We start from the raw sequence: 17841 nt of genomic DNA, 5'->3' as shown, positions 1-17841 counted from the left end.
TCCTACGCCCTGACACACCCGAGACCGCGAGAACGGGACCGACCTCATGCACGGAGCCAGCCTCGCCCCGACCGACCCGGCCGGGACCGGTCGGATACCGGACCCCATACCCGGGCCGGCCCCGCGCCGGCCCCTGCGCGAGCGCGTCCGCGGCCTGTCGCGCGATCCGGGCGCCCTGGCCCCGTACGCCCTCGCCCTCGTCCTGTTCTGCGCGTACGCCACCCTCACCGTCTGCCGCCACCGCCTGATGGCGACCGCCTCCTGGGATCTGGGCATCTTCGAGCAGGCGGTACGGGCGTACGCGGAGCTGCGTGCGCCGATCGCCGACATCAAGGGCCGCGGCACGCACATCCTCGGCGATCACTTCAGCCCGGTGACCGCGCTCCTCGCGCCCGCGTACCGGCTCTTCCCGACCCCCGTCACTCTGCTGATCGCCCAGGCCGCGCTGTTCGCGCTCTCCGCCGTGCCCGTCACCCGCGCCGCGAGCCGTCTCCTCGGCCGCCGCCCCGGGCTCGCGCTCGGCGTCGCGTACGGCATGTCGTGGGGGCTCCAGCGCGCGATCGCCGTCGACTTCCACGAGATCGCCTTCGCCGTCCCGCTGATCGCCTTCTCCCTCGAAGCGCTGCTCGCGCACCGCTGGCGGGCCGCTCTGTGGTGGGCCGTCCCGCTGGTCCTGGTGAAGGAGGACCTGGGGCTGACCGCCGCCGCCCTCGCGCTGCTGGTGGCGGTACGCGCCCGGCGTACGCCGTCGGCCTCGCGCGTCGTCCCGTACGCCCTCGGGGTCGCGGCGCTGACGACGCTCGCCGCGTTCCTCACCTTCACCGTCGTCATCCCGGCCTTCAACACGGCCGACACGTACGACTACTGGGCCAAGATGAGCGGCGGGGGCGGTCCGCTCGACGGCGCCGACATCAAATTCCGTACGCTCCTGTGGGTGCTGCTGCCGACCACCGGCCTCCTCGCGCTCCGCTCCCCGCTGCTGCTCGCCGCCCTGCCCACCCTCGGCTGGCGTTTCCTCTCGTCGGAGGAGCACTACTGGGGCACCGCCTGGCACTACAGCGCCGTCCTGATGCCCGTCGTCACGCTGGCGCTCGCGGACGCGTGCTCGGGCGTGCGCCGCGCTTCGCGCGCCCAGCCGTGGGTGCGCTCGTACGCGTACCACCTGCCCCCCGCGGTCGCCGCCGCCGCGCTCGCCCTGACGCCGTCGCTGCCGCTCGCGGCGCTGACCGAGCCCGCCGCGTACCGGGTGACCGACCAGGTCAGGGCAGCGGAGGCGCTGTTGGACCGGATCCCCGACGGTGCGAGCGTCGAGGCCAACACCGCCCCGATCAGCCGGCTCACCTCGCGCTGCCGGGTCTTCTGGCTGGGCAACTCGCGGGGCGTCGCACCGGACTACATCGCCCTCGACAACCGGCACTCCCCGGCGCGCGACTCGCTGGCGTTCGCGAGACAGCTCCACCCGAAGGCGGCGTTCCGGATCGCCGGGGAGGCGGGCGGCTTCGTCGTACTGGAGCTGCGGTCCTGACCAGCCGCGGTCCTGGCTGCTAGCTGCGGTCCTGGCCAGCAGCGAGCAGCAGCTTCGCGGCCACCGTCGCCCCGTCCGTACGGACCGTGGCGGCCACCGCCTTCGCCCGTGCCCCGGTCCCGGGGGCCAGGGCCGTGCCGAGCGCGGCCGACAGGGACGCGAAGGCCGGCGTCGGACCGTCGTGCGCCACGCCGATGCCCAACTCCGCCACCCGGCCCGCCCAGTACGGCTGGTCCGCGAGCTGGGGGACCACCACCTGCGGCACCCCGGCCCGGGTGGCCGTCGCCGTCGTCCCCGCGCCGCCGTGGTGCACGACGGCGGCCACCCGGCCGAACAGCGCCTGGTGGTTGGCCTCGCCGACGGCGAAGCAGTCGTCCCGGTCGTCGATCAGCGCCAGGTCGGCCCAACCGTGGGAGACGAGTACGCGGCGGCCCTGCGCGCGCACCGCCTCGACGGCCACCCGCGCGGCGTCCCCCGAAGCGTGCAGGGGCATGCTGCCGAAGCCCACGTACACCGGCGGCGGTCCTGCCTCCAGGAACGCCAGCAGCGCGTCCGGCAGCGGGCGCTCGTCGGGGAGGAGCCACGCACCGGTCTGTACGACGTCGAGGCCCGCCGTCCGCTGCCACGGGTCCAGGACCGGGTCCGTCGCCAGCCACGGCCGCTCGCCGATGACGTACGCGCGGACGTCGTCCACCGGGGGCAGGCCGATCGACGCCCGCGGGGTGTTGACCGCCGCGCCGAACAGCGCGTCGATGCTCCGGGCGTCCAGGTCCCACAGCTCCTGGTTGTCGGTCACCTCCGGCGGGAACGGCCGGCCCGGATACGCCAGCGGCGGGCGGCGCGGCGACGGCAGGGTGAGCTGCTGGAAGGTCGCGTGCACCGAGCGGATGCCCAGCTTTTCGGCCACCGACCGCGCGGCGGCCACGGCCGGATACACGCCGGTCGCCACCACCACGTCACAGCCGTCGGCCGCCGCGGTGACCGCGTCGACCATGCCGGCGGCCACCTCGGCCGCGCGCTGCGGCAGCGAGGACGGCGGCGGCGCCGCCTTCGTCATCGCACGCGCCGACGGGCCGGCCGGCACCAGCTCCACGCCGACACTCGCCAACCGCTCCACGAAGTCCTCGTCCGGCGGAGCGCACACCCGCGCCTCCCCGCCCAGTTCCCGCAGCCGCATCGCGAGCCCCACCAGCGGCTCGACGTCCCCACGCGACCCATACGTCGACAACAGCACACGCACTTCATGACCCCCAGAGGTCCGCCGGATGTCCGCGGATTCCCGCTTCGGCCGCCGATTCTGCGGTACGGACCGGGGCTTGTGGCAAGGCCCCCCATGGGCTATACGTTGAGAGTGGAAAGGAGTGGGTACCTCCGCCCGGCCGGCGACGAACCGTCCCGCCCGCGCCCGTATCCGTCTCCGCACACACCTCCGTATCCGTCTCCGCACACACCTCCGCATTCATCTGCGGATACACCAGCACATTCGTCCGCGGATACGTCTCCGCGCCAGGTCTGGTACACCTCGTACGGTTCCAACACGCACCTCGGCCGGCTCGCCCACTACATCGACGGCGGTCGCCCGCCCGGCGCCTCGCGCGTCCACCCCGGGTGCCGGGACCGCCGTCCACCGGCCGCCTCCGTACCCGTCGAGCTGCCGGGCGCGCTGTACTTCGCCACCGAATCGGACCTGTGGGGCGGCGGACGCGCCTTCTACGACCCGGACGCCCCCGGCCGCGTCCTCGCCCGCGCGCATCTCGTCACCGTGGGCCAGTTCTCGGACATCGCCGCGCAGGAGATGTACCGGGAGCCGGGCACCGATCTCGATCTGACGCGGGCGCTGACCACCGGCCGGCAGACGCTCGGGGACGGGCGGTACGAGACGCTGGTCCGCGCGGGCACGCGGGACGGCCTGCCGCTCCTCACCTTCACCGCCCCCTGGCATCTGCACGACGTCCCGGGGAACCCGCCCTCCGCCGTCTACCTCGCCCATCTGTACGCCGGACTGCGGGAGACGGGCGCCTGGGACCCGGCCACGATCGCGGCATACCTGGCGGCCTGCCCCGGTGCGGCCGGGCACTGGAGCGCGGCGGACGTGGCGGCGCTGGGTGCCGTCAGGTAGATCCCACCTCGGCTCCCTCCGCCAGCAGCCGCAGCAGCCGCTCCACCTCCCCGGCCATCGCGTCCCGACCCGGGCCCAGATAGCGGCGCGGGTCGACGGTCTCCGGGCGGGCGGCGAGCCGGTCCCGTACCTCCGCCGTGAAGACGCCGTTGAGATGCGTCGAGATATTGATCTTGCGCATCCCGGCGCCCACCGCCGCCACCAGCGTGCCGTCGTCCACCCCCGACGAGCCGTGCAGCACCAGCGGTACGGGCACCGCAGCCTGCAACTCCGCGACGAGCGCGAGGTCGATCGCCGCCGTGCGCCGGGTCATCCGGTGCGCGGTACCGACCGCGACGGCCAGTGCGTCCACGCCCGTGTCGGCCACGAACCGGGCCGCCTCGGCCGGGTCGGTGCGCACCCCCGGCGTGTGGGCGCTCTCCATGACGCCGACGCCGACGCCGTCCTCGGGTCCGCCCTTGCCGCCGACGGCGCCGAGTTCGGCCTCGACCCACACGCCGTGGTCGTGGCACCAGCGGGTGATCTCGCGGGTACGGGAGACGTTCTCGTCCCAGGGCAGCAGGGAGCCGTCGTACATGACGGAGGTGAAGCCGCGCCGTACGGCCTCCTTGACCAGGTCGGTGCTGGTGGCGTGGTCCAGGTGGAGCGCCACGGGCACCCGGGCGTCCGCGATCGCCGCGTGCGCGGCGGCGGCGAGCGGGCCGAGGGCGCCCCGGTAGGCGGCGGCGTTCTCGCTGATCTGGACGATGACGGGGAGGGCCGCCCGTTCCGCGCCCGCGAGGATGGCTTCGAGCTGTTCGAGGAGGGCGACGTTGAACGCACCGACGCCGCGCGCGGTCCGGTCGACCAGGTCGCCGGTGGGGGTCAGGGGCATGGTTCCTGTTCCTGTTCCTGTTTCTGTTTCTCAAGTGGCCGGGTGGCGGCTGCCGGTTCAGAGCAGGCCCGTGGCCCTCAGTGACGGCTGGAGGAGGTCGCCGTGGGCCAGCACCATGGCGTCGCACAGCTCCCAGATGCGCTCCACGGGCAGCGCGGCGGCGGTCGCCGGGTCGGCCATGGCGGCCTGCCGTACCGCGCGCGGGTCGTCCTCCAGCGCGGCCTTGACCACCAGGTCGTTCATGCTCAGGTAGGTGCGGTTGAGCGCCGCGCACTGGGCGGGCAGCGCGCCGATCCTGGTGGGCTGTACGCCCGACGCGTCGACCAGGCACGGCACTTCGACGGTGCCGGTGGCGGGGAGGTTCGAGATCAGCCCGTGGTTGGGAACGTTGCCGTAGACGGTGCGCGGGGTGCCCGTGGTGACGCTGTGGATGATCTGGGGCGCGTACTCCATCGTGGCCTCGACATCGAGCGGGGTCCCGGCGGCGAGCGCGTCGCGGGTCTTCCCGTACAGGGCGACGTTCTCCTCGACGATCCCCAGGTACGCGCCGACGGGCAGCCGCAGCCGCTCGATCTCGCTGTCGTGGTGGAGGTACCAGGGCACGTACTCGGCGGAGTGCTCGCTCGTCTCGGTCGGGTAGTAGCCGAGGCGCCGGTACATGTCGACGCGTACGCGGCGCCGCAACTGCGGGTCGGACGCGATGAGTTCGTCCAACCGGGGATAGAGGTCCACGCCGTTGTGCTCGAACCGCAGCATCCACGCCTGGTGGTTGACCCCGGCGGCGCGGTACGTGACCTCCTGGTACGGCACGTCGAGCAGCGCGGACAGGTCGCGCAGTGTCCAGTAGACGGAGTGGCACAGGCCCACGACGCGGGTGAGCCCGGTGGCGGCGGTGAGGTACTGGACGTTCATCGCCATGGGGTTGGTGTAGTTGAGCAGCCAGGCGTCGGGGCACAGCTCCGCGATGTCCGCGCCGAGCGCCTTCAGTACGGGGAAGGTGCGCAGCGCGCGGAAGATGCCGCCGACGCCGAGGGTGTCGCCGATGGTCTGGCGCACGCCGAAGGCGGCCGGTACGTCGAAGTCGGTACGGGTCGACTCGCCCATGCCGACCTGGACGATGTTGATGACGAAGTCGGCGCCGGCCAGCGCCTCGCGGCGGTCGGCGTGCGCGCTGACGGTGACGTACGGGGTGATCCCGGCCTGGTCGGCGATGTGGCGGGCCGCGCCCTCGGCGGTCTCCAGCCGTTCCGGGTCGATGTCGTGCAGGGCGATGTGGAGGTCGCGGAGTTCGGGGAAGGCGAAGAGGTCCGTCAGGAGCCCCTGGGTGAAGACGACGCTTCCGGCGCCGATGAAGGCGATCTTCGTGGTGGACGTGGTGGTCATGACACGTACTTTCCGTTGCGGGTGGAGTCAGAGGAGGCGGGCGGGACGGAGGAGACGGAGGAATCGGCGGGGAGCGCGGCGCACGCCTCGTCCCAGGTGGCCTGGGCAGGGGTGCCGCCGTACGCCCGGGTGGACAGGGCCCCGCAGACGGCGGCCAGTTCGAGGGCTTCGGGGACGGACCGGGCGGCCAGCATGGCGGCGACGAAGCCCGCGTCGAAGCTGTCGCCCGCGCCGACCGTGTCCAGCGGCTCGGCGGGGATGCCGGGGGTACGGAACACGGTGCGGCCGTCGTGCAGGAGGGCGCCGTCCGCCCCGTCCTTGACCGCCACCAGCGGCCCACGGGCGGCGAGTTGACGTGCCGCCTCCGCCACGGGCGCGTCCTCGGGCAGCCCGGCCAGCGCGCGGGCCTCGCGGGCGTTCGGCAGCAGGAAGTCGGTGACGGCGAGCACCGCCCCGAGCTCGCCGGACCCGCCCGCGTCCCAGGCCCCGGCCGGGTCGTCGTTGGTGTCCAGCGAGGTGGTGGCCCCGTGCGCGCGGGCCGTACGGAAGAGCGCGGGCAGCGCCCCGGCGAGCTTCGGCAGCAGGAAGTACGAGGCGGCGTGCACATGGCGGCTGTCGCCGAGCAGTGCCTCGGGTACGTCGTCGGCGCTGGTGGCGGTGAGGGTGCCGGGCGCGGTGAGGATCGTACGGTCGCCGTCGCCGCGCGTCACCACGACCGTCAGCGGGGTCGACAGGGCGGGGTCGAGCCGTACGGCGCCGGTGTCGACGCCCCGCGCGGCGAGCGCCGCCACGACGAACCGGCCCGCCTCGTCGTCCCCGACGCGCCCCGCGAAGGCGACCTTGAGCCCGAGCCGGGCGGCGCCGCACGCCATGATCGCGGCGGAGCCGCCGAGGGTCAGCAGGCCGGTGTCCACGAGCTGTTCGCGCTGGCCGAAGGCGAGGGGCGCGTCGAGCGGTCCGAGCACGATGTCGGGGTTGGCGTCCCCGATGACCAGCAGATCGAAGGTATGAGAGGAGTGCGAAGTGTGAGGTGTGGCGTGCTGCGGCATCCGGCTTCCCTGAAGTACGGAGGGGTGGGCGGGGCGGTGGTCCGGCTCAGCGCCGTCTCATCCCTTGAGCCCCGAGGAGGTGATGGACTGGACGAACGACTTCTGCGCGAAGAGGAAGGCGAGCAGCACCGGCAGCACGGTGATCACGTTGCCCGCCATGACCGCCGCCCACTGCGTGTGGTGCAGGCCCTGGAAGGTCGTCAGCCCGAGTTGCAGCGTGTACTGCGTGTCGTGGTTGATGGCGATCAGCGGCCAGGTGAGGTCGTTCCAGGTGGTAAGGAAGGTCAGCACCGCCACGGTGCTCAGCGCGGGCCGCGACATCGGCAGCACGATGAGGAACAGCACGCGCAGCCGCGAGCAGCCGTCCATCCAGGCGGCCTCCTCCAGCTCCCTGGGCAGGGAGAGGAAGAACTGCCGCAGCAGGAACACCGCGAACGGCGTGACCAGCGACGGCACGATCAGCGCGCCGAGGGTGTCGATCAGCCCGAGGCGCTTCATGACCAGGAAGGTGGGGATCATCGTGAGCTGGAACGGGATCGCCATCGTCGCCAGCATCAGCCCCATCAGCAGCCGGGACCCGGCGAACCGCATCCGGGCGAACGCGTACCCGCCGAGCGCGCCGAAGACCAGGTTGGACGTGACCGCGACCGACGAGACGATCAGCGAGTTGGCGAACCAGCGGGGGAACATCGCGTTGCCGAGCACATAGCGGTAGCCGCCGAGGTCGATCCCCGAGGGCCACAGGGCCGGCGGGAAGCGGTTGATCTCGGCGTTGCTCATCACGGAGCTGAGCACCAGCCAGATCAGCGGCACCGCGAAGACCAGCGCGAGCGGGGCGAGCAGCAGGTGCCAGGCGCTGAAGGGCAGCCACGACCGGCCTTGTCGGGGGCCCTTGGGGCGCGACGCGGATGGGGTGGCGGGCACGGTGGTGGGTGCGGTGGTGGGTGCGCTGCTGACCGTCACTTGTCGGCTCCTTCGACGGGTACGGGGCGTGCGGAACGGCGCCGTACCAGCCGCGTCCCCACGGTGACCACGCCCAGCGCCACGGCGAGCACATAGGCCGCCGCCGCGCCGTAACCGGCCGTGAAGTTCTTGAACGCCTGCTCCCAGATGAAGTAGACGATCACGGTGGTGGAGCCGAGCGGCCCGCCCTTGGTCGTCACGTACACCAGGTCGAAGACCTGAAGGGCGTTGATGGTCTGCCACACCAGCAGGAACACGCTCACCGGTGTCAGCGCGGGGAGCTTGACGTGCCGCAGGAGGTGCCACCGCCCGGCGCCGTCCAGCCGCGCCGCCTCGATCAGGGACGGCTCGACGTCCTGGAGGGCGGCGAGGTAGACGACGACGCAGAAGCCGGTGCCGCTCCAGAGCGAGATCGCCACCAGCACCAGCAGGGCCTGTCCCGGGTCGGAGAGAAAGCCCTGGGGGGAGATGCCGAGCGTGTGCAGTACGGAGTTGGCGGCACCGAACTCCGGGTCGAGGATGAAGGAGAACAGCACGCCCTGCGCGGTGGCCGAGATGACGAACGGCACGAAGATCAGGGTCCGGTAGAGCCCCACGAGCCGGATGCGCCGGTTCAGTACGAGGGCCAGCGCCAGCCCGAGGACGATGGACAGCGGCACGTACAGCGCCGTGTAGAGCAGGGTGTTCCGTACGGCCTGGCTGAAGTGCGGATCCAGGCGCAGCGCCCGGTAGTTGTCGAGGCCGACCCAGCGGCTGGGGGTGACCAGGTCGTCCGCCTGGAAGGAGAGCAGGAACGACCAGCCGACGGGGACGATGCTCAGCCCGAGGATGATCAGCACGGCGGGCGCGATGAACGCCCAGGCCGTGACGGACTCACCACGGCGCAGCGGCGAGCCACCCGGGCGGCGGAGGAAGCCGGGCAGGCGGGAGCGGGCTCCGGCGGCCGGGTCGCCGGGGTCCTGTCCGCCCGTACGGCGGTCTCGGGCGGCGTCGGGAAGCGTGAGCGGGGCGGGCAGTCGCGGCATGACGGTTCTCCTGAGCGCGGTGTACGCGGACTACACGGTCGACGCCGGGTGCGGGCAGCACTGTTCACCTGACCGGCGCGGGATACGGGCAGCGCTGTCCCGGGCGGCACCGTCCACCTGACCGGCGCCGGGTTACAGGCGGCACTGTCCAGGGCGGCACCGTCCACCTGACCGGCGCCGGGTTACGGGCGGCGCCGGTCACATGTCCGGCGCCGGGGTACCGGTCAGCGCGGGATGAGCAGCGCGGCGTCGGCCTCCCGCGCGCACCGGCGCAGCGCCTCGGCCGGACTGCTCCTGCCGAGGAGTACGGCGGCGATCGCCTGCCCGAGCGCCTGCGATATCTGCGGATACGCGGGGTGAGCGGGGCGCACCCGGGCGGTGTCCAGCGCCCGGGTGAACACCGAGAGCCCTTCGGTCTCCGCGTCCTGCTTCCGCCAGGCGGGCAGCGCCGCGGTCGGCCGGCTCAGCGGCAGGCTGCCCGCCTGGATGTCCCAGCGCACGTCCTGGTCCGGCTGCATCAGCCAGGTCAGGAAGGTCCGGGCGGCCCGCACCCGGGCGGAACCGTTGTCGAAGACCGTCCAGGTGTCGGGCCCTGAGATGGTCATCGGACGACGGCTGTAGCTCGGGAGCGGGACGACGTGGTAGTCGATCTCCGCCTCGCGGATGTCGGGGAGCTGCCACGGCCCGGTGACGACCATGCCCATCCGCCCGGAGAGGAAGACCTGGTACATCTGCTCGCTGCCGGGCTTGGGGTCGACGTACACACTCCGCGCCCGGGCGAGCGTGTCCACCGTCTCCAGCGCCCGTACGCCGGTCTTCGCGAAGCCGATCGACTTCCCGTCCGGCGCGATGACCTCACCACCCAGGTCCCACACCATGGGCCACAGCCGCCACACCGTGTCCTCGTCCCCCACGCCCGGCCAGCCGGTGCCGAAGACGGAGCGCCGCCGGTCGGTGAGGCGCGCCGCCGTGTCGGTGAACTCCTGCCAGTTCCACCCGGGTTGGGGCAGGGGCAGGCCGGCGTCGCGGAAGAGCTTCTTGTTGCAGACGACGGCGAGCGAGTCGATCAGGGCGGGGGCCGCCCGTACCCGCCCGTTGACGGTGACGGCGTCCCGCGCGGGCTTCCAGTAGTCGTCCCACGGGACGGGTCCCGAGCGGACCGTACCGCTCAGGTCGACCACCGAGGGGCTGCGGGAGACGCTGGCGAGGTCCGAGCCGAAGACGTACGCGATGTCGGGGAAGGAACCGGACGCGAGCGCCGCGGTGATCTTCTGGAGCATCGCGTCGGCGAGGACACCGCCGCCGGGCCTGACCCGGATCCCGGGGTGGCCGCGGTTGAACTCCCGTACCAGCGCCTCGATCGTGGCGCGGCCTGAGTCGGTCTGGCCGTGCCACAGCTCCACCGTGACCCGGCCGTCGGCGTCTACCCCGTCCGCCGTGCCGGCGGCGCACCCGGAGAGCGCGGCCGACGCGGCGGCGCCGAGCGCGAGTCCGGTGCCGGTGCGCAGCATCCCGCGCCGGGACAGGAGGGATGGGTGAGGCGACTGAGGCAGGTGGGACGGGTACGGAGCCGAGGATGGGGATGGAGACGGGGACGAGCTGGGCATGCGGGAGTCCGCGGCCATGTCTACCTCCCTGGAAGGCGTGCGGGGCACGCCGTGCCGTATCGCCGAAGGCCCTTGTTCACCGAAGCTCACCGAAGTTGGCCGAAGCCCACCGAAGTTCGCCGAAGTTCGCCGAAGTTCACCAAGGGCCCTGTTCACGGAGGGCCGCCGGCCTTCCTCCAAGAAGGCCGGCGAGCCGGAGTTCCGGACGGGGAGGGTGCGGGGTCAGCAGGTCCGGCGGAGGTAGCCGCTGCTGCCGATCGGGGAGACGTCCATGTCCCGGCGGACGATGGACAGCTTGTCCTTCCACCCGTTGCAGGCGGTCGTCATGCCCTTGGAGGTGTACTCGATGACGATGACGTTGTCACCGAAGTAGTCGGTGAAGGAGTCGCACTCGTTCCACTCCCCGCACTCCTCCGCGATGGCGAAGTCGAGCCCGGTGGTGGTGCGGTACTCGGCGAGTTCGGCGGTGTTCTTCTGCGCGATCGCCAGACCCTTCGCGTGCGCGTGGGCGGAGAGCTTGGCGATGTACGCCATGGCGGCGTCGGTGCCGAACTTGCCCCGGCTGCGGTCGTAGCTGTCGTAGTTGTCGGGCTCGATCGCCTGGAATCCCTTGGCGGCGCAGCCGTCGATCCAGCCGTTCACCTTGGCCGCGATCCGGTCGCGCTTGCCGGCCGTGCTCACGTCGAGGATGGCCTCGTCCCACTCCTCGTCGATGATGACGTTGCCCGCGGAGTCCCGCAGGAGGAGGTCGGCGTCCCACTCGTCCAGCTCGCTCGGCTGCACCTGGAAGGCGTTGACGTAACAGATGTTGTACAGGCCCGGGGCGGGCGACGCCTCGCGGTCACGGCTGACCACGGTCACCCCGGCCGGCGGGGTGTACGCGCCGCCGATCTGGTAGTCGAACCCGGCGTGTACCGGGGGGAGGGGCGCGGCGGCTGCCGCCGCGCCCGCGGGCGAGGCGGAGAGGAGAGGGGCGACCAGCGCTGCCGTGATGGCCGCGACCGCGGCGGAGATCCGGCGGGTACGGGCACGGTTGATGCTCACTGTCGAGCTCCAGAAGGAGTGGGGGGCACGTCCCCGCCTCGGACCCTGGAGTGATCCTGGCGACTCTGTCCGGGCTTGCGGGGCCGTGGGGGCCCTGACGCTCACCGGCTAGGCGTACCTCTGGTGCCGCAGACTCAGCGCTCTAGGTGCTCAGCTCCGGCGTTTCGAGGAGTAAAGCGAGCGGGCCTCCCCCGTGTCAACAGACCCCAGGAATACAACTCCGCCCCACAGGACCCGAGTCCGGGACGATACGGACATCAGGTGAGGGTGAAACGGGCCCGCGCGACACAGGAAGCTGGGCTCACAGGGAACTGGCTCACAGGAAGCTGACAGCCTGGGGCTACTACTCGGGCTACACCACAGCGAACCCGGGCGGCAGCGCGCCCGCCGAGAACGAGGACGGCTCCACCGCCGACGACCGGACGTATCTGCGCGGCTACCAGGTCGCCGACGCCCACGGGGCCGTCACGTTCACCACGATCTTCCCCGGCTGGTACACGCCCCGCACCTGCCACATCCACGTCAAGGTGCACACGGGCGGCGCGAAGGCGGACGGCACGTACGAGGGCGGCAAGGTCAACTTCACCGGGCAGCTCTTCTTCGACGACGCCACCGCCGAGCAGGTCTTCACCCTGGAGCCCTACGCGAAGCACACCGGTACGTACACGAAGATCGACGACGACTGGTGTACGAGGGGAACGGCGCCACGAGCGGGCTGCTCACCCTGACGCCGGTCCACAGGAAGAACCCGTCGAAGGGGTTCAGGGGCACGATCGTCCTCGGCATCGACCCGGACGCCGAGAACACCGGCGCGGGCGGTGGCGGCGGTACGCCCCCGACCGGTACGCCGCCGAGCGACGCGCCCTCCGCGCCCGCGTCCTCGTCCGCCTCCGCCACCTCATAGCCGTGCGCCGCGAGGACGAGGCGCTGGCACGGGCCGCGTCGGACGCCCTGCTGGCGGAGGCGGAGCTGACCCCCAAGCCCGGTCTCCCCGACACCCGCGAGGCCGACTTCGGCGCCCTGCGCTGGTCGGCCGGGTCACTGGTGCCCGGTCTCGCGGCGATGGCCGCCGCGGCCCGCCGTACGGCAGAGGGACCGAGCCGTCAGCTACGGGCGGAGCTGGGCTCGATCGGCCGCTCCACCGAACGCTCCATGGCGCGCGCCAACGCCCGGTACGGCGCTGCACCACGGCGCGCTCTGGCCGCTGGGCCTGCTGGTGGCCTCCGCCGCGCTGGAACCGGCGAAGGCCCCGGACGAACTGCCCGCCGTCGCCCGGCGGATCGTCACCTTCACCGACGCATCGGCCCCGCGCCGCCCCACCCCCGGCTCCGCGGTGGCCTCCCGGTACGGCGCGGCCGGGGCGCGCGGCGAGGCACGGGCCGGATTCCCGCACGTACGCAAGGCGTTGGCGGCCCTGCGGAGCGCGCGGGAGGCCGGGGCGCGGGAACCCAGGGCCCGGCTGGACGCCCTGCTCACGGTGATGTCCACCCTCCAGGACACCGGCCCGCTCCACACGGCGGGCCCGCACGGGCTGCGCCTGGTGCAGAACGGCGCCCGCGACGTCCTCGACGCGGGCGGTACGGCCACCCCGGCGGGCCGGTCCGCGCTGGACGCCTTCGACACCCGGCTGCGCGCGGCGGGGCTGCGCCCCAGGGGCAGCGCGCATCTGCTGGCCGCGACGCTCTTCGTGGACGGGCTGTGGTGGCGCGGCGTACGCGGCGTCCCTCCACGAGCCCGTACCGCCACGAACTAGGGTTCGTCGGCGCTGCCTTCGTCGATGCTGCCTCCGGCGTCGCTTCCTTCGGCGGTTCTGCCGGAGACGCCGGGGCCGGTGCGCCGTCCCGGCGGGTCCGGGGCGAGGCGGCCGACCACCTCCGCCAGTTCCATGCAGGCCTGCTCCACCTTCCGCCGGATGTTCCGCTGCTCGGTGACGATCGCCGCCAGCAGCAGCCCGGTCAGCGCGGCCGAGCCGTTCAGGGCCTGGAGGCTGATCATCGTCTCCGTGAGGTCGTGGTGGGTGAACGGGCCGACATGGTCGGTCGCCGCCCAGATCACCACGACGGAGACCAGCAGGACGCACAGGGCGCTGCCCACCAGTTGGAAGCGCAGAGCGGCCCAGATCAGCAGCGGGAAGACGAGGAAGAGCAGACAGAGCGGGCTTCTGGCGGCCACCGGGGTGACGACGACGGCCGTGACCAGCAGGGCCGCCGCCTCCCCCCAGCGCCGCCCGCGCCACCCGCGCCGCCCGTGGCCGTGGTCCCCTCCCTGGTCCGGCCCGGCGCGCTCCAGGTCACCCGCCCCGGGCAGCCGGACCCGGCGCAGCAGGAGCAGCAGCGGGGTGATCACCAGGACCCCCATGGCGTCGCCCGTCCACCACGCGGTCCATGTCGGCCAGAACCCGTGGCTCGGCAGCCGGTCGCTGAGCACCAGCACGCCCGTACCGACGGTGGCGCTGATCAGCATCCCGCCCAGCGCGCCGAGGAACACCAGCGCCACCCCGTCGCGCAGCCGGTCCACCTCAAGGCGGAAGCCGGCCCGGCGGAGCATCAGATACGCGCAGACCGGGGCGAGGGTGTTCCCCGCGATGATCACGATGTCCGTGGGGTGGAAGACGCTGATCGTGACGATGCTCAGCAGGGCGCCGAGCGAGATCCCCGGCCAGACGCCGAGGCCCAGATGGAGCAGGCAGCCCAGGGCGACGCCGGTCGGCGGCCACAGCGGTGTGACGATCGCACCTTCGACCCTCACCTGTCTCACCAGCCCGAGCTGCCCGACCGCGTAATAGGCGACGGCGACGCCGAGGGCCGGGAGAGCGCGGACGGTGAGACGGCGGAGTTGCTCGGTACGCACCACACCGGCCATCAGACAATGCCCGCCGCCGCGCTCCGCCCAGGTCGGCCATGACACGCCAGCGAAAGACCCCAGGCCCTGTCTAGCCGTCCGGGGGTCCCGCGTCATGGCAGAGAACGAGGACGGCGGCGTCGTCCGAGTGGCCCGTCAGCTCGGCCACCTTCATCACCTCGGCCGCCAGCTCCCCCGGATCCGAGCCCGCGCGCAGGCCCTGGGCCAGCACCCCCGCCACCATCGCCAGCCCCTCCTCGATCGGGAACGAGGGGCCCTCCACCACCCCGTCCGTCAGCAGCACGAAGACGCCCGCCTCGGTCAGCCTGCGCCGGGTCACCGGGTACGCCTCGCCCGGCTGGATGCCCAGCGGCAGCCCTCCCGCGTCCTCCGCGACCCCCGACCGCCCGTCTGCCGTGGCCCATACGGAGGCGACATGGCCCGCCCGCGCGCTCTGGAGCTCCCAGGTGGCCGGGTCGAAGCGGAGGAAGGAGCAGGTCGCGAAGAGGCTGGAGCCCACCGAGAGCAGCAGGTCGTTGGCGCGGCTCAGCACCTCGCCCGGGTCGGTCGCCGTCGCGGCCACCGCCCGCAGCCCGATCCGTACCTGCCCCATGATCGCGGCGGCCTCGACATCATGGCCCTGTACGTCTCCGACGCAGAGGGCGAGCGTGCCGTCGGGCAGCGTGAAGCCGTCGTACCAGTCCCCGCCGATGTCGAGCCCGGTACGCGCGGGCGCGTACCGGGCCGCCGTCCGCAGCCCGGGAAGCGCGGGCAGGACGGCGGGCAGCATCTCGCGCTGCAACGCCTCGGCCAGCTCCACCCGGGCGTGCTGGAGCTCCGCGCCCCGACGCGCCTGGGCGGTGAGCCGGCCGAGAGTGGTCAGCAGGTCGTCGGCGCTCGTGGCGGGGGTGGACCGTGTGGGACGACGCCGGCTCATCCACCGCTCCGAGGTACGTCCGTCATGGACCGTCTGTCATGGACCGCCCCGGGTTCTCCGCGCGGCGGCGTACGTACGGCGACCCGCGCGGACAGCCGTCAGCACAGCCCGCACGAATCACCTCATTCATCATATTTCCGGCCCGCCCATTCCGCTTCACGAGACCCGGTGCGGACCCACGCCGTACGCCCTACGCGGCGAAGCCGCCGTCCACCGCGATGGCGGCCCCGGTGACGTACCGGCCGGAGTCCCCCGCGAGGTGGGCCACGGTCGCGGCGACGTCCGAGGGCTGCCCGTAACGGCCGAGCGCGGTGAAGCCCTTCTGCAACTCGTAACCCGGGCCGCCGACAGGGTTCATGTCCGTCTCGACCGGCCCGGGGTGGATCAGGTTGACGGTGATCTCCCGGGGGCCCAGCTCACGGGCGAGCGCCTTGGTCAGCCCGGCGAGCGCGGACTTGCTCGTCGCGTACAGGGAACCGCCGGGGAACGCGACGCGCTCGGCCATGCAACTGCCGATGTTGATGATCCGGCCGCCCGCGCCCATGTGCCGCAGCGCCGCCTGGGACACGACGAACGGCGCCCGCACATTGATGCGCAGCACCCGGTCGACATCCTCCAGCGCCAGGTCCTCGACCGGGCCGAGCACCCCGATCCCCGCGTTGTTGACCACGATGTCGAGCCGCCCGAGCTCCTCGGCGGCCCGGTCCACGGCCGCCCGCACCGCCGCCGGATCCGCACTGTCGGCCCGCACGGCCCAGCCCCGGCGCCCCAGCGCCTTGATCCGGTCGACCACCTCCGCAGCCCGCACCTCACTGTGCTGGTAGGTCAGCGCGACATCGGCACCGTCCTCGGCGAGCCGAAGCGCCACGGCCGCGCCGATACCCCGGCTGCCGCCGGTCACGAATGCCACTTTGCCGCCAAGCACGGCAGTCACCGCTGTCATCGCTGTCATGTTCGCCCATCTCTTCTCTCGGTAGGGGTTCGCGTACATGACGATGCTTCCGCGCCGCAGGCGAGGAGTCCGGCGGCATTCAGACGTCACCCTGAGGCCAAGCGGGCGCGGGTGCGGGTGCGGGCCGGCCTGTCGGGGCGGGCCCGGGGCGTCTCATGACGGGCGGCCCGCCCCCTCCCTGATCCGATGATCGCGCCTCCGGGCCGCGCCTCAAGGGCGCTCCTACGTCGCGTCGGCTGCGCCGATTCCGCTTCGCTCCACCCTTGACCCACACCCCTCCACCGCTGAAAAAGGCGTGGGGAGGGGGCGGGGGGGAGGGGTCCCCTGGGGAACACCGATGTTCCTGGGGTCGGTTCCAGGCTTGCGGTCGGCTCGCCCTGCGGGGCGCGCATTCGTGGAGTGGGGTGGTGACGCGTCTCGTCAAGCGTCCGTCGACCGGTCGTGCGCTGGGCTTCATGCCCCGCTGGTCATTCGCCGTGGGTGGGAGCGATGGTGGATGGCTGGATGGACGGCTGGAGAAGCGCAACACCGGGTGGCCGATCGGCCTGCCGAGGAGCGCCGGTACGGCGGCTTGCCTAGCCGATGAGGGCCCCGGTGATCTGTCGGGTGGTCTGCGCGGCGACCCGGGGGTTGACGGCGGCGTACGAGGTGTAGGCGTTCAGGCCGGTGGTCAAGGCCCAGCCCCGGCCCCGGGTCCAGGTGGCGTCGTCCACGCCGAGCGCCGCGCGGAAGGCGGCCCGGCTCCCTGCGGACATCAGGGTGAAGGCAATGGTCAGGTCGCATGCCGGGTCGCCGATCCCGAGCTCGCCGAAGTCGATGACCGCGCTGAGGCGGCCCTCGAAGGTCAGCAGGTTGCCGGTGTGGAAGTCCCCGTGGAACCAGACCGGAGGACGATCCCATCCCGGGGCGCCCAGCGCCGCGTTCCACAGTTCGGTCATGGCCGCCCTGTCGAACACGCCGCCGACCTCCGCGATAGCGGCCCGCGTCGTGCGGTCCCGGTCGGCCAGCGACAGACCGGTGAGGTCCGCGCGAGCGCCCTCGGCCGGGATGTCCTCAGGCGCGAAGTGCTGAAGGGCGGTCAGGAACTCCGCCAGCTCGACGGCAGCACTGGACGAGTCGGCCAGCGCCTCGGCGGTCGCCACCTCGCCGTCCAGCCAGCGGGACACCGCCCACGGCCACGGATATCCGAAGCCGGGCTCCCCCACCCCCACCGGTACGGGGACGGCCAGTGGCAGGTGCGGAGCGAGCCGGGGCAGCCACTCGGATTCCTTCCTGGCCTGCCCGATGGCCCCGGTGTGGCGGGGCAGCCGTACGGACAACTCCTCGCCCAGCCGGTAGATCACATGGTCCGAGCCCGCCGGGTCGAGCAGCTTGAGAGGCAGCCCGGCCCACTGCGGGAACTGCGTATCGACCAGTCGCCTGGCCAGAGCAGCATCGATCGGGGCCCGGGACACCGTGGCTCTCCCGCTTGTCACGACATCAGCTCCTGCGGTCGGCCCACTCCCATGCGGCGGGCAGTCGA

General features: G+C 72.7%; 14 protein-coding genes and 2 pseudogenes. 4 read left to right on the top strand and 12 right to left on the bottom strand.

Going from position 1 to position 17841, the window contains the following annotated elements; translation table 11 throughout:
* The first annotated feature begins 46 nt into the window (after positions 1-46).
* On the top strand, positions 47-1525 hold the full coding sequence (locus tag ACIBJC_RS26570; protein WP_399296549.1) for a DUF2079 domain-containing protein: 1479 nt from the start codon (positions 47-49) through the stop codon (positions 1523-1525).
* A gap of 19 nt (positions 1526-1544) precedes the next feature.
* Here ACIBJC_RS26570 and ACIBJC_RS26565 read toward each other — a convergent pair whose 3' ends face one another.
* Positions 1545-2759, bottom strand: coding sequence for a glycosyltransferase (locus ACIBJC_RS26565; RefSeq protein WP_399296547.1), 1215 nt, complete (start codon positions 2757-2759; stop codon positions 1545-1547).
* A 117-nt stretch (positions 2760-2876) separates the two neighbouring features.
* Here ACIBJC_RS26565 and ACIBJC_RS26560 point away from each other — a divergent pair, with 117 nt between their 5' ends.
* A complete protein-coding gene (locus tag ACIBJC_RS26560) occupies positions 2877-3644 on the top strand; it encodes a histone deacetylase (protein WP_399296545.1) in 768 nt (255 codons plus the stop codon).
* Here ACIBJC_RS26560 and ACIBJC_RS26555 read toward each other — a convergent pair.
* The 7 genes from ACIBJC_RS26555 to ACIBJC_RS26525 form a co-directional block, all read right to left on the bottom strand.
* Positions 3637-4518 (bottom strand): ketose-bisphosphate aldolase, encoded by an 882-nt coding sequence (locus tag ACIBJC_RS26555; RefSeq protein WP_399296543.1) that lies wholly within the window; start codon positions 4516-4518, stop codon positions 3637-3639. The genes ACIBJC_RS26560 and ACIBJC_RS26555 overlap by 8 nt on opposite strands.
* A gap of 57 nt (positions 4519-4575) precedes the next feature.
* Complete coding sequence (locus ACIBJC_RS26550) at positions 4576-5901, bottom strand: alpha-glucosidase/alpha-galactosidase (RefSeq protein ID WP_399296541.1); 1326 nt, start codon at positions 5899-5901, stop codon at positions 4576-4578.
* Positions 5898-6950, bottom strand: a complete 1053-nt coding sequence (locus tag ACIBJC_RS26545) for a carbohydrate kinase family protein (protein ID WP_399296539.1) — start codon at positions 6948-6950, stop codon at positions 5898-5900. The genes ACIBJC_RS26550 and ACIBJC_RS26545 overlap by 4 nt, the downstream gene beginning before the upstream one ends.
* Before the next feature lie 57 nt (positions 6951-7007).
* Complete coding sequence (locus ACIBJC_RS26540) at positions 7008-7874, bottom strand: carbohydrate ABC transporter permease (protein WP_399296805.1); 867 nt, start codon at positions 7872-7874, stop codon at positions 7008-7010.
* Positions 7875-7909: 35 nt separating this feature from the next.
* The gene (locus ACIBJC_RS26535) at positions 7910-8938 is read right to left on the bottom strand and encodes a carbohydrate ABC transporter permease (protein WP_399296537.1); all 1029 of its coding nucleotides are present in this window, start codon (positions 8936-8938) and stop codon (positions 7910-7912) included.
* Between the two features lie 224 nt (positions 8939-9162).
* Positions 9163-10449: an ABC transporter substrate-binding protein gene (locus ACIBJC_RS26530; RefSeq protein WP_399296535.1), complete on the bottom strand. Its 1287-nt coding sequence runs from the start codon at positions 10447-10449 to the stop codon at positions 9163-9165.
* 318 nt (positions 10450-10767) lie between these two features.
* Positions 10768-11583, bottom strand: a complete 816-nt coding sequence (locus tag ACIBJC_RS26525; RefSeq protein ID WP_399296803.1) for an endo alpha-1,4 polygalactosaminidase — start codon at positions 11581-11583, stop codon at positions 10768-10770.
* Positions 11584-11921: 338 nt separating this feature from the next.
* On the opposite strand from ACIBJC_RS26525, the pseudogene ACIBJC_RS26520 reads away from it, so the two are divergent.
* A pseudogene (locus tag ACIBJC_RS26520) lies at positions 11922-12493 on the top strand (protocatechuate dioxygenase); the annotation flags it as partial.
* Positions 12490-13342 (top strand): annotated as a pseudogene (locus ACIBJC_RS26515) (triphosphoribosyl-dephospho-CoA synthase). The pseudogenes ACIBJC_RS26520 and ACIBJC_RS26515, both read left to right, overlap by 4 nt.
* Here ACIBJC_RS26515 and ACIBJC_RS26510 read toward each other — a convergent pair.
* The 4 genes from ACIBJC_RS26510 to ACIBJC_RS26495 form a co-directional block, all read right to left on the bottom strand.
* The gene (locus tag ACIBJC_RS26510; protein ID WP_399296801.1) at positions 13339-14442 is read right to left on the bottom strand and encodes an MASE1 domain-containing protein; all 1104 of its coding nucleotides are present in this window, start codon (positions 14440-14442) and stop codon (positions 13339-13341) included. The pseudogene ACIBJC_RS26515 and the gene ACIBJC_RS26510 overlap by 4 nt on opposite strands.
* A gap of 79 nt (positions 14443-14521) precedes the next feature.
* Positions 14522-15367, bottom strand: a complete 846-nt coding sequence (locus ACIBJC_RS26505) for a PP2C family protein-serine/threonine phosphatase (RefSeq protein WP_399296534.1) — start codon at positions 15365-15367, stop codon at positions 14522-14524.
* A 190-nt stretch (positions 15368-15557) separates the two neighbouring features.
* Entirely contained in the window at positions 15558-16319 is a 762-nt protein-coding gene (locus ACIBJC_RS26500; RefSeq protein ID WP_399296532.1) for a 3-oxoacyl-ACP reductase family protein, read from the bottom strand.
* A gap of 575 nt (positions 16320-16894) precedes the next feature.
* Complete coding sequence (locus tag ACIBJC_RS26495; RefSeq protein WP_399296530.1) at positions 16895-17794, bottom strand: aminoglycoside phosphotransferase family protein; 900 nt, start codon at positions 17792-17794, stop codon at positions 16895-16897.
* Positions 17795-17841: the final 47 nt, after the last annotated feature.

The organism is Streptomyces sp. NPDC050509, assembly GCF_044457965.1.
In the GTDB taxonomy this organism is placed as follows: Bacteria; Actinomycetota; Actinomycetes; order Streptomycetales; family Streptomycetaceae; genus Streptomyces.
This window is presented reverse-complemented; position numbering and strand designations above follow the sequence as displayed.